The 13,659-nt window shown below is 41.2% G+C and carries 10 protein-coding genes; 5 read left to right on the top strand and 5 right to left on the bottom strand.

The window, feature by feature from the left end:
- Window positions 1-59 precede the first annotated feature (59 nt).
- The 4 genes from EGN73_RS05015 to EGN73_RS22815 all read left to right on the top strand — a co-directional run bounded on the left by EGN73_RS05015 (window position 60) and on the right by EGN73_RS22815 (window position 5,110).
- Entirely contained in the window at window positions 60-2,759 is a 2,700-nt protein-coding gene (locus tag EGN73_RS05015) for a gliding motility-associated C-terminal domain-containing protein (protein WP_219287396.1), read from the top strand.
- Between the two features lie 283 nt (window positions 2,760-3,042).
- A complete protein-coding gene (locus tag EGN73_RS05010; protein ID WP_219287393.1) occupies window positions 3,043-4,275 on the top strand; it encodes an MFS transporter in 1,233 nt (410 codons plus the stop codon).
- 191 nt (window positions 4,276-4,466) lie between these two features.
- Window positions 4,467-5,012 (top strand): glycoside hydrolase family 140 protein, encoded by a 546-nt coding sequence (locus EGN73_RS05005; protein ID WP_219287392.1) that lies wholly within the window; start codon window positions 4,467-4,469, stop codon window positions 5,010-5,012.
- Window positions 5,009-5,110: a hypothetical protein gene (locus EGN73_RS22815; RefSeq protein ID WP_219287391.1), complete on the top strand. Its 102-nt coding sequence runs from the start codon at window positions 5,009-5,011 to the stop codon at window positions 5,108-5,110. The genes EGN73_RS05005 and EGN73_RS22815 overlap by 4 nt, the downstream gene beginning before the upstream one ends.
- A gap of 2 nt (window positions 5,111-5,112) precedes the next feature.
- Here the strand turns inward: EGN73_RS22815 and EGN73_RS04995 are convergent, their stop codons facing one another.
- The 5 genes from EGN73_RS04995 to cysS all read right to left on the bottom strand — a co-directional run bounded on the left by EGN73_RS04995 (window position 5,113) and on the right by cysS (window position 10,936).
- A complete protein-coding gene (locus tag EGN73_RS04995) occupies window positions 5,113-6,261 on the bottom strand; it encodes a galactokinase (RefSeq protein WP_219287389.1) in 1,149 nt (382 codons plus the stop codon).
- Between the two features lie 72 nt (window positions 6,262-6,333).
- Window positions 6,334-7,404, bottom strand: coding sequence for an aldose epimerase family protein (locus EGN73_RS04990; RefSeq protein WP_219287387.1), 1,071 nt, complete (start codon window positions 7,402-7,404; stop codon window positions 6,334-6,336).
- A gap of 11 nt (window positions 7,405-7,415) precedes the next feature.
- Window positions 7,416-8,450 (bottom strand): LacI family DNA-binding transcriptional regulator, encoded by a 1,035-nt coding sequence (locus tag EGN73_RS04985; protein ID WP_219287386.1) that lies wholly within the window; start codon window positions 8,448-8,450, stop codon window positions 7,416-7,418.
- 22 nt (window positions 8,451-8,472) lie between these two features.
- Window positions 8,473-9,453: a M28 family peptidase gene (locus EGN73_RS04980; RefSeq protein WP_219287384.1), complete on the bottom strand. Its 981-nt coding sequence runs from the start codon at window positions 9,451-9,453 to the stop codon at window positions 8,473-8,475.
- Entirely contained in the window at window positions 9,443-10,936 is a 1,494-nt protein-coding gene (cysS, locus tag EGN73_RS04975; RefSeq protein WP_219287382.1) for a cysteine--tRNA ligase, read from the bottom strand. The genes EGN73_RS04980 and cysS overlap by 11 nt, the downstream gene beginning before the upstream one ends.
- Before the next feature lie 317 nt (window positions 10,937-11,253).
- On the opposite strand from cysS, the gene katG reads away from it, so the two are divergent.
- Complete coding sequence (gene katG / locus EGN73_RS04970; RefSeq protein ID WP_219287380.1) at window positions 11,254-13,524, top strand: catalase/peroxidase HPI; 2,271 nt, start codon at window positions 11,254-11,256, stop codon at window positions 13,522-13,524.
- The last annotated feature ends 135 nt before the right edge of the window (window positions 13,525-13,659 follow it).

The following is a 13,659-nucleotide window of genomic DNA, read 5'->3' as shown; positions in this document are numbered from 1 at the left end:
TTTATAGTTATTGTGCTAGTATTGCAGCTTATTCATCCATCTCTTGTTAAAGAAGCCTGATGTTTACCAATAGCATTAAATATTGTATCCTGTTCATTTTTTTGTTTTTCAGCTTTTTAAGCTTCTCAAACAATAATATTATTCTGTTTGAATTAAGGAATGACCCGGAATTGACTGGACCGGAAAGGCTCTGCGCGGTATTCGGCAGTGTTATAGCTGAATTCTCAGCTGGTGGAATTCCTGCTACAGACAGATATTCATGGACGGTGACTGACCCTTCAGGGAATGAAATTTTTTCCAGATCGGGTAGGGGGGAGATTTATGAAACAGTACCCATTAGATTTAATTCTTTAGGAAATCATACTGTTTCATTGGAGGTTACAAGAGGGTCTAATGAAACAGTATTTTCAGGTTCCAGAAATGTCGAGGTTATTCAAGGTCCTGAGATTACTTTGAGGCCGGATTACCTGCTTTGTGGTGATGAACCTACCACCATAAGCGCCTTACCTGAAAACACCCCGCAATTGAATCAATATACTTTTGAATGGACTAATGCCGCTGGAAATCAGGTTGGAAATCAAAATGAGCTAGTGGTGTCGCAAGAAGGATCCTATTTCGTGGCCCTGTTTTTTACCAATTCAGAAGGGGGACAGGATTGCTTGATTACAGGTTCTACTTACGTGGGGCCACCGGATGATTTTGTATTGTCTATCAGTCAGGACGAAGGGTGTGGAGGTCAAACAGTTCAAGTGACAGCTGATACCCCCTTAAGAGGCGACTGGTCTGTGATCAAGCAGGGCGAATCAGACAGGTCTGATTTGGGGAATTCTTTCTCACTTAATCTAAATACTGAAACTGATCTTAACGGTCCGGGTAATTATACCATATTTTTTAGTGTGGTAAATCCCCAGAATCCCAACTGTGTCTCGGAAAGGTCCATCCCCTTTACCTTGACTGATGGACCGGAATATATCTCTCAAAATGTGAGTCCAGCTTCATCATGTTCTACCAATGACGGTGCTTTTGAAATAGAAGTTGAAAGTAACATTGGTAACCTTAAAATCATAGAATTGGGATACGAAGGTTTTAATTTCACGGATGGTGAAGTAATTCCATTTGATAATATTCCCCCAGGAATTTACACCATAGAAGCTGAAACCAATGGCTGCTTTAAGACAAGTATTGTTATTGTTCCTTCTTTGGGGCCTGAAGCCCAGGAGGTATATGATGTAAATGTAATAGCTGAGTCCTGCAATGGTCTTGGGATTAATGAGGGTACCTTAGAAATAACATTTATCAATGGGATCATCGAAGGAGAATATAGGTTGGTGACCGGTAATGGAGGTGTAATTGAGGAAGCCCCAATACCCAACCTAACTTCTTTTACGATTGATTTACCCGGTGATTTTTATGCCTTCGAAATCACAGATACTAATGGCTGCACCATCCCTTGGGAATCTGTGTTGGATGTGGAAAGAAGAAATAGGGTGTCTTTTTCAGTACCTTCCAATATCAATATCTGTGAGTCTTTTGCCTTGAGTCCATCTGGGAACGGAGATCTGGAATTTGAACTGTCTAGAGAAGGTCAGGTAATCGGGACATTTGATTCAGGCGAATCTTTTGATTTGACTGAAGGGGGTAATTATTCCATTTTGGGAAGGGAAAAATCCAGTGATCCAGAACGTTGTCCGAGAAGAATTGATTTTCAGGTAAATGTTTCCGAACCATTAGAGTTTGATGTGGAACTTGTTACCAGAGATTGTTTTGGTAATATGGTTTATGAAGCTGAACTTTTTGGTAGAGACCCTGAATCCGTCACCATACGATGGAGAAACAACCAAGGGGAAATAGTCGGTAGAGGTGTGTCTTGGATACCTACAGCCTATGAAACCTTTTTCCTTGAGGTTCAGCCAAGAGGAAGTGGTTTTTGTGCCATAGATCCTGTTCAGTTTAATGTGGTGGAACCGATTTTTTCGGTGGAAGTTGAAATCGAAGCAGATCCATTTTGTCCGGATGCTCCATTTACCGTTTTGACGGCAGTATTAGAAAGAGAGGATTTCAATTCAGATTTCAGGTGGATTTTTATTGATCCTGATGGGGAGTTGACTGCATTGAGTATGTTTGATGGAGAAAGGAGCATTGCAATAGAAGAAGAAGGTACTTATGAAGTTTTGGTTTTGGATGAATATGGTTGCGAATTGGGGAGTGACGTACTTCTGGTTCTGAGAACTCTAGATGATACACGTCCAGAAGTAAATGATTCTTATTCGGTATGTCAGGAAATTAATTTGTCCGAAACCATCAATCCAGGCGAGTTTGAATCTTATGAATGGTACTTCAATGGCAGCCTGGTATCAACAGACCCTACATTCAGACCTCTTTTGGTAGGAGCCTATTCTTTGGTTGTGACCAATGCAGATGGCTGTCCATTTGAAGCAGAATTCGAAACATTTGAAGATTGTGATTTCCAATATGTGTTTCCAACAGGGATGGTTTTGACTGATCCTGAAAAGCTTTTTGAAGTGTTTGTCAACGATGCGGTAGAGAGTGCTCAAGTTTGGATCCACAACAGACAGGGACAATTGATATTTTTCTGCGAAGATTTGGATGTTCAGTCAAGAGTATCTTTCTGTCAATGGGATGGGACGTTTTCTGGAGAACTTGTGCCTACAGGTACGTATGTAGTAACCCTTAAATATGATAGCGAGCGATTTGGTGTAAATGAAAAAGTGAGCAAGAATCTGGTAATAATGAAGTGACTATAATGTGGATTTTCAGTTTTTGATAAATCTAAAATGAGAACTTGCGGCTTATTAAAATACTTAATTTATACCCGGATTAGGAGAAAGAAGATGTTTTTATCTTGGATATTATGATGTATTTCTTGCTACTTTAAACCAATATTTTTGCGCTGAACACAATCAGGATATATTTTTTACATAAAGAAAAAGGCAGTCTCTATTATTTTTCATATTTTCCGAATGATTTTATCAAATCACCACAATCTTTATCAACATCAATAACCTTTTAAACCCAATCAACATGAACGAAAATATCAACAAATCAGCTTTGTTTAATGCAAGCTGTTTTGCACTGATCACTACAGCATTCACCTTTGCCATCAGGGCAGGTATTCTTCCTGAATTAGGAGTGAAATTTGACCTTAATGCCGAACAACTTGGTTTTATTAACTCCATGTGGTTCCTTGGATTCCCGATTTCTATGATTCTTGGAGGCTTGTTCTATCACAAGCTTGGCCCAAAGTTGATCATGCAAATTGCATTTGTAGCCCATACCCTTGGTATAGTGATGACCATTTATGCAGGAGGATACACCAGTTTGTTGATATCCACCTTGTTCATAGGATTTGGAAATGGCTGTACTGAAGCTGCATGTAATCCAATGATAGCGGACATGTATTCAGGATTGAAGATGAACAAAATGCTGAACAGGTTCCATATGTGGTTCCCAGGTGGAATAGTTTTGGGAAGTTTGATTTCCAAATTTATGACCGATTTCGGATTTGGATGGCAGATGCAGATGTGGGTTTTGATGATCCCTACTGTGATTTACGCAGGCTTGTTCTTTGGTAAGGCATTCCCAAAACCTACTGTGGAAGGAGTTACTTCAATATCCAGCAATATTAAAGCATTGTTTTCTCCTGTTTTCATATTTCTATTCTTCTGTATGGCCCTTACGGCGATCTCTGAATTTGGGCCACAGCAATGGGCCAATATTGTATTGAGTGCTTCAGGTGCCAGTGGAATGTTGATCTTGGCTTTGACCACAGGAGTAATGGCTGTAGGACGTTTCTTTGCAGGACCGGTTGTGAAAAGTTTGGGTCAAACGGGAGTATTGCTCGGAGGTGCTATTTTCGCAACATTAGGAATTTACCTCTTCAGTGTGGTAACAGGTCCTATGGCTTATTTTGCAGCAGTGGTATTCGCCATTGGCGTGTGTTATTTTTGGCCTGTAATGGTAGGTGCAGTCGCGCAAAGGGTACCATTGAGCGGAGCTTTGGGTATGTCCATCATAGGTGGGGTGGGTATGTTTTCTACAGCCATTTTCCAACCTATTATAGGTAGATGGATTGACATTTCGAGAGAAAACAAACTTGCAGAAGGGCTTACCGGAGACGCATTGGAACTGGCTGCAGGACAGGAAACTTTGCTTAGAATGGTTTCTTTCCCTGGGATTCTTATCATTCTTTTTGCCATATTTTTTGTATGGCAAAAAAACAGCAAGTCCACTGCGGCTGTCCCTACAGCGCATTAATAAATAAATAAAAGACTGGCTCAAAATAGATTCGGATTGAGATCCAAAGGTAAAGGATAGGTTTAGGAATTTATATTAGTATGATTTTCAAAGTGATGGAGTTCTTAGAAAACACATACTAGGACGAAACCACAGCTTATTCACTGATGGCATGTTATGAGAATTTATTTTGAGTCAGTTATCTATAAATTATGAGCTTGAGGTGCATCTTATTTTTTCTATTAACTGGCGCAAGCTGTTGCCTTCAGGCGCAGGTAAATGGCCCAATACGCATTTCTGATAATGGGAGATTTTTTACTCATCCAGATGGTACACCGTTTTTTTGGATGGCTGATACGGCTTGGGAATTATTTCACAGGACAGACATTCGAGAGGCAGAATTTTACTTGGAAAAAAGAAGCAGGCAGGGATTTAATGTGATTAAAGCTGTCGCATTAGCAGAAATAGATGGGCTGAGGACACCCAGCACCAATGGCGATCTGCCTTTTGTTTCTCTGGAGAGTCTTGAGTTCAATGAACCCTATTGGAAGTATGTGGATGAGGTAATGGATTTGGCAGAAAGTTTTGGGTTGCATATTGCACTCCTGCCGACTTGGGGAGACAAGCTTTACAAAGATTCATGGGGAGAAGGGCCAGAGATTTTTAACAAGGATAGTGCATTTTCCTTTGGAGAAAAATTAGGGAAGCGTTATGCCAATAGAAAAAAGCCAGGTGGTTTGATCCAAGAACTGGAGTGAGCTTTGAATTTAAGGATTTTTCAATCCATAATGATACAATTAAAATATCACCCCCTTCATCAGGTATTGGGAATGATTGGGTCCTGATTATTGAGTGAAATCAATCAAAACGATCTGTCCCCGCTCCTAATTTGATTGGATAAAAAGCCGGCTTTGTTCCAAATTCATCATAGTAGTCTTTCTCTATGATATTTTGAAATTCATTAATCTTTTCTGTTTTTATGAGATTAATGGTGCAACCACCAAATCCACCGCCCATCATTCTGCTCCCCAAAACATAATCTAAAACTTTGGTTTTTTCGACAAGCCAGTCCAGTTCCATGCATGAAACCTCATAGAGTTTGGAAAGACCTTGGTGCGAATCATAAAGCAGTTGTCCTATTGCATTTATTTTCTTTTTCTCCAGTAAATCAGAAGCTTTCAGAACCCTTTCATTTTCTTCGATTACGTACCTGCATCTGTTGAAAACAGCTGAAGAAATATTTTCTTTGATTCTATCCAGGTCATTCAAAGTCACATCCCTTAAGGAGTGGATTTTTGGATTGAGTTTCTTGACCTCACTTACTCCCCTTTCACATTCTTCTCTCCTTTGGTTGTAGGCGGAGTCAGCTAAGGAGTGCTTTACCTTGGTGTCCACCAAGTATAGACTGTAATCCTCTAGTTCGAGAGGAAAATAGGCGAATTCCATTGAGCGACAATCCAGTCTTAAGACTTTGTCTTTTTGCCCCATCACAGAGGCAAACTGATCCATTATACCGCATTGTACACCTGCAAATAAATGCTCTGCTTTTTGAGCATAATGGATCAGGGAGTTTCTGGAAATGTCAAACTCAAAGAGCTCAGAAATACCATACCCCACTGCAGCTTCTAGGGCAGCTGATGATGATAATCCTGCTCCAACCGGAATATCTCCGCCAAAAACCATATCAAAACCTTCTACAGGATAGCCTGCCTGAATCAATTGGGCCGTGACACCCATAATATAGGTGGACCAATGACCTTTTTTGGGAGAAAAGCTATCTAATTCGAAAGCAAACTCCTCCGTAAAGTCTAAAGAAAAAAGTCTCGCTTTTCGGCTTCCGTTTTTTGCAATCCCGACGACCATCTTTTTATCAATGGCAGCAGGCATGACAAACCCATTATTATAATCTGTGTGCTCCCCTATAAGATTGATTCTTCCAGGGGAATATACCAGTAAGGGGTCTGTATTAAAAATTTCAAGAAATTTGGTTTGGATGGTTGTTTTCATATGTCCACTTATTGCTTGCTGTATTTACTGGATCAGAAATTCTATGGTATTGGAACTACCGAAAGTCAAATGCTAAGCTATGCAGTCGAAAATAAATGAGGTAGAAGAATCAAATACCTCCCCTTTATCGAGTACAATACTGGGAAAATGTGCTTGGTTATGGCTATCAGGAAAAAACTGGGTCTCCAAACAGATGGCTGACCTTTTTGGGAAAGCGATATCCCTCTTTCCTTTGAAAGCACCGCTTAGGTAATTGCTTGTGTAAACCTGAAGTCCTGGAGAAGTGGTATACAATCTTAACCTTCTCTTGGAGAAGGGATCTATCAAAATAGCTTGTTCACCTTCTTTGTTCAAAACAAAACAATGATCTATTCCGCCGGCAATTTTTACCTGCTCATCATCACTTTCTATTGTTGAGTTCAATGTTTTTGGATTTCTGAAATCAAAAACAGTTTCTTCTACAGGCTTGAGTTCTCCGGTAGGAAGGCTGTTATCGTTCATGGGAAGGAATTTATCCGCATTTACCTGAAAAGTGTGGCCCTCAATTGTTTTGGTAAAATCACCTGAAAGATTGATGTAAAAATGATTGGTAGGGTTGAGTACGGTTTTCCTATTGGATGTGGCTTGATAACTGATGCTCAGTTTGCCTGTAAGGTCAAGTTTATAGCTTACTTTTATATTGATTTTGCCGGGATAGTTTTCTTCCCCATCAGGACTTGTGTAACTGAAATGCACAGCAATTGCTGTTTGGCTCTCTTCTGTTTGGTAATTCCATACTTTTTTGTCCCATCCTTCTACTCCACCGTGCAGATGGGTGTTTCCTTGGTTGGGTGGGAGTAAGTAAGTTTTACCATCCAATATGAACTTGTTGTCTGTGGCTCTGCCTGCTACTCTGCCTACTGTGGATCCAATGTAGCAATAGTTTTTTTGATACTCTTCATGAATAAAACCCTCTAAGGTATCGAAACCTAAAAGTACATCCTGAATTTTCCCATTGGCATCCGGTAAAAACAAATGAGTCCAAGTAGCTCCGTAATTGATGACGGAGAGGGAGATTTTGTCTGCCAGACTTAAGGTGAAGATTTTGATTTCTTCTCCACTGGGGAGCTCTCCAAAAGCTTTACCTTCTAGACTTAAGTTCATAGGGATTTAGTTTAGGATAGGTTTTGGTTTTTCAGGCTTGATTTTCTTTCTATCAAAGTGGTGAGCAATACAAATGACTGAGGCTCATCCGATACTATATCATCCAATTGATCAAGAAGGTGGTTGGCGGCAAGTTGGCCCATTTCATATCCTGGTTGGGAAATTGTAGTCAAAGAAGGTTCTACTACAGCAGATGTCGGATTATTGGTGAAGCCGGCCAGGGCGATTTGCTCCGGTATTTTGATGCCACTATCTTTGAGTGCGATCATGATGTCTATGGCAAGTGGGTCAATCATGGCAAAAATCGCATCTGGCAATTCTTTTTCCTTGAGCATATCTAGAGTGACCTTTCTGTTCATTTCGGTGGTCAGGTCAGTGACATACACTTTACTATCTTTTTCTGGTATTCCAAATTCCGCTAAAGCTTCAAGGTAGCCCTCTTTCCTTTTTTTGCTGATATACAGATCTGTAGGCCCGGAGAAATAGGCGATTTTTTTACAGCCTTGGTTCAAAAGGTGTTTCACTGCCAGATAGGCCCCGTGGGCATCATCTACAGTAACCTTGGATACAGGGATTTCTTCTGTCACTCTATCAAACATGATAAAGGGGATTTCTCGGTCATAGAGTTCCTGAAGGTGTTCATAAGACTTGGTTTCCCTGCTCAAAGAAATTAAAAGACCATCTACCTGAGAGGAAACAAGTGTTTTAAGGTTGGCTTTTTCCTGTTCAAAAGACTCATTGGACTGACAAATCATGATGTTGTAACCTCTCTTGTACGCAGTATCCTGTATGCCACTGATATTACTGGAAAAAAAGTGCGAAGTAAGTTCTGGTACGATTACTCCCAATACTTTACTTTTACTGATCCGGAGACTTTGGGCCAGCAAGTTGTATTGGTAGTTCATACTTTTGGCCATTTCCGTGATTCTTTTTTTTGTATCAGGATGGAGTTCCGGGGAATCTTTCAATGCCCGGGATACTGTGGAAACAGAAACGCCTAACTTTTTGGCGATTTCCTTCATGGTAACCTGATGGCCCTTTTTCATGTTGTAGTGGTTTTAGGAAACTTTACTCTTGATATAAGGTAAACAACACCGTTTGCCCTACTGCTTTTAGCGGTCTTTTGTCGATTATGTCCATATTATCAGCATGTGTATGATGATAATGTCCAAAGCCATAATCCGGAGAGAATTCAACAATATTGATCATGGGAATGCCTGCATTTCTATTGACAAAAACATGGTCATCGATGATTTCAGGAGCATCTCTCATGATAAAGAAGTCTGAATATCCCAATTCTGAAGCAAAATTCCATACTTTATTCACAATGTTTTTAGCGTATTGCCTGGAATAACCTTCCCTGTAGAACCTAGCGCCCTTTGCGCCAACTAAATCCACTAATATGCCATAGTAGGCATTATAGCCGCTTTTATGCGGAGTTTTAGACCAGTATTGGGATCCTAAACACCACCATATTTGAGATTGGTTTCTGACTGTAGCAAATTCCGGTTCGCCATCATCTTCTCCGTCGAAAAGAATAAAGTCTATGCCAATTTCAGGCTGGTTTTCTTGTGCACTGATTACTCTTGCTATTTCCAATAACACTCCGACTCCCGAGCCGCCATCGTTGGCACCGTCTATAGGATCGTCTATTCTTTCAGTATCTTTATCAGCTATTCTTCTGGTATCCCAATGTGCTGCAAGTAGAATCCGCTTGGAAGCTTCTGGTCTGTAAGAGGCAATGATGTTACTCAAATCCCATGTCAGTCCGTCATAGGTGGTAGCCTGAAAATCTTGGGTCTGAACCTCTAAGCCGAAACTCTCAAACTTCCGGATCAACCATTCTCTGGTGTCCCTATGACCTTGGGTGTTGGGAACCCTGGGGCCAAAGTCCACTTGTTTTTGTATATAAGCGTATGCCGAATCAGCGGAGAACTCCGGGGCATTATTATAAGCAATACCCGCACTTACAGTTTCGGTACTTTTTTCACTACCACAGGACCATATCAAAAACAGCATTCCGAAAAGCCAAATCCATCTATTCTTCATATGCCCAGTCTATTTTGTCTTTCATGTCTTTTACTACTATGCCTATTTCTTTGAGAGAGGCTCTGATTTCATCTACTTTTTGGTAGTTTCTGGCTGTCTTGGCTTCTGTGTAGACCTGTAGCAAGGCAGATAGAAGTTTTTCCTGATGGTCAATTTTCTCCTCTTTGAGACCCAGTATTTCTGTGACGAAATAAGTAAATGTATCTATTAGCTTTTGGAAGCCTTCCTGTCCGATTTGGGAAGGGTGAAGCTGTCCGGTATGCAGAGAGTTGATTTTCTTCAGCAGATTGAACAAGTGGCCAATCGCCTGTGCTGTATTGAAATCATCATCCATAGCCCGATAAGCCTGCTCAATGCTGGAATTGATCTGCTCCATCTGCTTACTGTCCTGCTCTATCTCATTTGTGTCTGTATAAGAGAGTTTTTCACAAGTACGTAAACCATTGATAAGTTTTTTGTATCCCTTTTGAGCAGCCTTAAGAGCCTCATTGGAAAAATCCAATGTTGACCTGTAATGTGCAGTCAATATGAAATACCTGATAGTCATTGGGCTGTAAGCCTGCTCGAGCAAGTCATGACTTCCTGAGAATAACTCAGATAAGGTGATGAAATTGCCTAGGGATTTCCCCATTTTTTGCCCGTTGATGGTGATCATATTGTTGTGCATCCAGTATTTCGCAGGATCGACATGATTGCATGCGTTGCCTTGGGCGATTTCGCATTCATGATGTGGGAAAAGCAAGTCCATTCCTCCTCCGTGTATATCAAAATGCTTTCCAAGATATTTGGAAGACATAGCCGTACACTCCAAATGCCATCCTGGGAATCCGATTCCCCAAGGGGACTGCCATTTCATCAAATGTTCGGGAGCGGCATTTTTCCAAAGCGCAAAGTCAGCAGCATTACGTTTTTCTCCCTGACCATCCAAATCACGGCTTCCGCTCATTAAATCTTCAAGAACCCTTCCTGATAGCTTGCCGTATTGTTTCTTTTCATTGTATTTGAGTACATCAAAGTATACAGAGCCATTGACTTCATAAGCAAGACCTTCATTGATAATTGACTCAACCAACTCGATTTGTTCGGGAATATGACCGGTGGCCCTTGGTTCAATGCTCGGCTTGAGGGTGTTGAGCAGATCCATATCTCTGTGATAAGTATCTGTGTATTGTTGGGCAACTTCCATAGGTTCCAGCTGTTCCAGCTTTGCCTTTTTAGCAATTTTGTCTTCCCCTTCATCCGCATCTCCTGTCAGGTGGCCCACATCGGTAATATTTCTTACATATCTGACTTTGAATCCAAGATGTCTCAAATAACGGTATACCGTATCAAAAGTAATGGCCGGTCTGGCATGACCAAGATGCGCATCACCGTAAACAGTCGGGCCGCATACATACATGCCTACAAATGGAGGGTTGATCGCTTCAAAAGCCTCTTTTTTCCGGCTTAGGGTGTTATATAGCTTTAGTTGATTTTGTTTCATTTTTGGGTATTAAAACCAATCCAGTTAGGGTACTTCTGAATACTAACCGCAAAATAGCAGATAGAATTCGTTTAATAAAAGAAATGTAGGTAAGGAGGGCCATTTAAGGACTATTAGGTCATCCTTTTTGAAAATTTAACTTTCCTTTGATGCGATTTGAGTTTTTAAAAGGGACTTTTTTTGTGTAAGTTAAGGGACATTGAGAGAATGAAAGTCCGATAGTTTTTATCTATTGGTTTTTAAATTCAATAATTATTAATTTAAGATTTTCAAAGATTAATCTTTTCATTTTAACAATAAACTAATCTAATACTATTATGCCAGACAAAGATTTAAATCCAAATGGACCCCGAAGTTATGATGTGAATAGTGGCGATCATGGTTCAATGAACGGTGATTTGAGCAAATGCCCTTTTCACAATGGGCAGATGAAACAAGTAGCCGGTGGAGGGCCAAGTAACAAAGATTGGTGGCCAGATCAACTTAAGTTGAATATTCTTCGACAGCATTCCAGTAAATCTAATCCTATGGGAGAGGATTTTGACTATTCCAAAGAGTTTCAGTCTTTGGATCTCAAAGAAGTAAAAGCGGACATTGAGAAGGCTCTTACTACATCCCAGGATTGGTGGCCTGCAGATTATGGGCACTATGGGCCTTTTATTATAAGAATGGCCTGGCACAGTGCCGGAACCTACAGGGTTACAGATGGTAGAGGAGGAGGAAGCACAGGCACACAGCGCTTTGCCCCTCTCAATAGCTGGCCGGACAATGCCAACCTTGATAAAGCAAGGCTTCTGCTTTGGCCTGTAAAAGAAAAATACGGCAAAAAACTTTCTTGGGCAGATTTGATGATCTTGGCAGGAAATGTGGCCCTAGAGTCAATGGGTTTGGATACTTTCGGATTTGGTGGAGGAAGAGCAGATGTGTGGGAGCCTGAGGAAGATGTGTATTGGGGATCTGAGACCGAATGGCTCGGTGACAAAAGGTATACAGGAGACCGTGAGTTGGAAAATCCTCTTGGCGCAGTTCAGATGGGTTTGATCTATGTCAACCCGGAAGGTCCAAATGGCAAACCTGACCCTATGGCGGCTGCCAAAGATATCAGAGAGACATTTGCAAGAATGGCCATGAACGATTACGAAACGGTCGCCTTGATAGCAGGAGGGCATACCTTTGGTAAAACCCATGGTGCAGCTGATCCAGGTAAGTATGTGGGCAGAGAACCTGCCGGTGCTTCCATCGAAGAAATGAGCATGGGTTGGAAAAATACTTTTGGCAAAGGTCATTCCGAAGATACTATCACTTCAGGACTTGAAGGTGCATGGACTACCACCCCAACTAAGTGGAGCAACAATTATTTTGAAAACCTATTTGGTTTTGAGTGGGAATTGTACAAAAGCCCGGCTGGAGCACATCAGTGGAGACCAAAAGATGGTGGAGGAGCTGGGACAGTACCTGATGCCCATGATCCTAACAAGAAACATGCTCCATTTATGCTCACTACCGATATTGCCCTAAGAGTTGATCCTGACTACGAAAAGGTTTCCAGACATTTTTATGAAAATCCTGATGAATTTGCAGAAGCTTTTTCCAAAGCTTGGTTTAAGCTGGTACATAGGGATATGGGACCTAAGTCACTTTACCTCGGGCCTGAAGTGCCAGAGGAAGATCTGATCTGGCAGGATCCCGTACCTCAAGTTGACCATCAATTGGTAGATGAGAGTGATATTTCTGGCCTTAAGGCAAATATCCTTGCATCCGGATTGTCGGTTTCAGAATTGGTGTTGGTAGCATGGTCCTCAGCTTCCACATTTAGAAACTCAGACAAAAGAGGTGGTGCCAACGGCGCGAGGATCAGACTGGAACCCTGTAAAAACTGGGAGGCCAACAATCCTGAACTGCTTGCAAAAGTTTTGGAGAAATATGAAAGCATCAAAGAAGAGTTTGACAGTACGGCGGGAAATGGCAAAAAGGTATCCATTGCTGACCTGATAGTTTTAGGTGGATGTGCGGCAGTAGAAAAGGCAGCCAAGGACGCAGGTTTTGATTTGCAGGTTCCTTTTACACCTGGAAGGACTGATGCTTCACAGGAAATGACAGAGGTGGATTCCTGGAGCTACCTTGAGCCAATAGCAGATGGGTTCAGAAATTACATCAATGTGGACTGTCCGCTTAAGGCAGAACATATGTTGATAGACAAAGCACAATTGATGACGCTCACAGCACCTGAAATGACTGTGCTGGTAGGGGGGATGCGTGTCTTGGGAGCCAATTACAATGGTTCAAAACATGGCGTGTTTACAGATACTCCGGGTAAGTTGACCAACGATTTCTTTGTCAACCTATTGGACCTGAACACCACTTGGCAGGCTACTAATGATGAAAACAAAGTCTTTGTGGGAAGCGATCGTAAATCCGGAGAACCTAAATGGACAGGAAGTAGAATAGACCTGATCTTTGGATCCAATTCAGAACTTCGGGCCTATGCAGAGGTATATGGAAGTTCAGATGGTAAAGAGAAGTTTGTCAGAGACTTTATTTCGGCATGGGATAAGGTGATGAACTTGGATAGATTTGACCTGAAATAAAAATCAAACTTAAAAAAAAGGCCTTCGGCATGAAGGTCTTTTTTTGTTTTTTTATTAAGTCAATGCAGGAAAAGTCTTTGGACTCATTTGATTTAAAAGATGCCTGATTATCTTCTTTTAAATTTACTCCAGAGA

This window comes from Arthrospiribacter ruber (assembly GCF_019343195.1).
Lineage (GTDB): Bacteria > Bacteroidota > Bacteroidia > Cytophagales > Cyclobacteriaceae > Arthrospiribacter > Arthrospiribacter ruber.
The sequence above is the reverse complement of the archived record's forward strand: the minus strand, read 5'-3'. Positions and strand labels throughout refer to the sequence as shown.

Bases quoted from the DNA above. Each gene is read 5' to 3' on its own strand.
- EGN73_RS05015 (WP_219287396.1), top strand. From the start codon at position 60: ATGTTTACCAATAGCATTAAATATTGTATCCTGTTCATTTTTTTGTTT.
- EGN73_RS05010 (WP_219287393.1), top strand. From the start codon at position 3,043: ATGAACGAAAATATCAACAAATCAGCTTTGTTTAATGCAAGCTGTTTT.
- EGN73_RS05005 (WP_219287392.1), top strand. From the start codon at position 4,467: ATGAGCTTGAGGTGCATCTTATTTTTTCTATTAACTGGCGCAAGCTGT.
- EGN73_RS04995 (WP_219287389.1), bottom strand. From the start codon at position 6,261: ATGAAAACAACCATCCAAACCAAATTTCTTGAAATTTTTAATACAGAC.
- EGN73_RS04990 (WP_219287387.1), bottom strand. From the start codon at position 7,404: ATGAACTTAAGTCTAGAAGGTAAAGCTTTTGGAGAGCTCCCCAGTGGA.
- EGN73_RS04985 (WP_219287386.1), bottom strand. From the start codon at position 8,450: ATGAAAAAGGGCCATCAGGTTACCATGAAGGAAATCGCCAAAAAGTTA.
- EGN73_RS04980 (WP_219287384.1), bottom strand. From the start codon at position 9,453: ATGAAGAATAGATGGATTTGGCTTTTCGGAATGCTGTTTTTGATATGG.
- cysS (WP_219287382.1), bottom strand. From the start codon at position 10,936: ATGAAACAAAATCAACTAAAGCTATATAACACCCTAAGCCGGAAAAAA.
- katG (WP_219287380.1), top strand. From the start codon at position 11,254: ATGCCAGACAAAGATTTAAATCCAAATGGACCCCGAAGTTATGATGTG.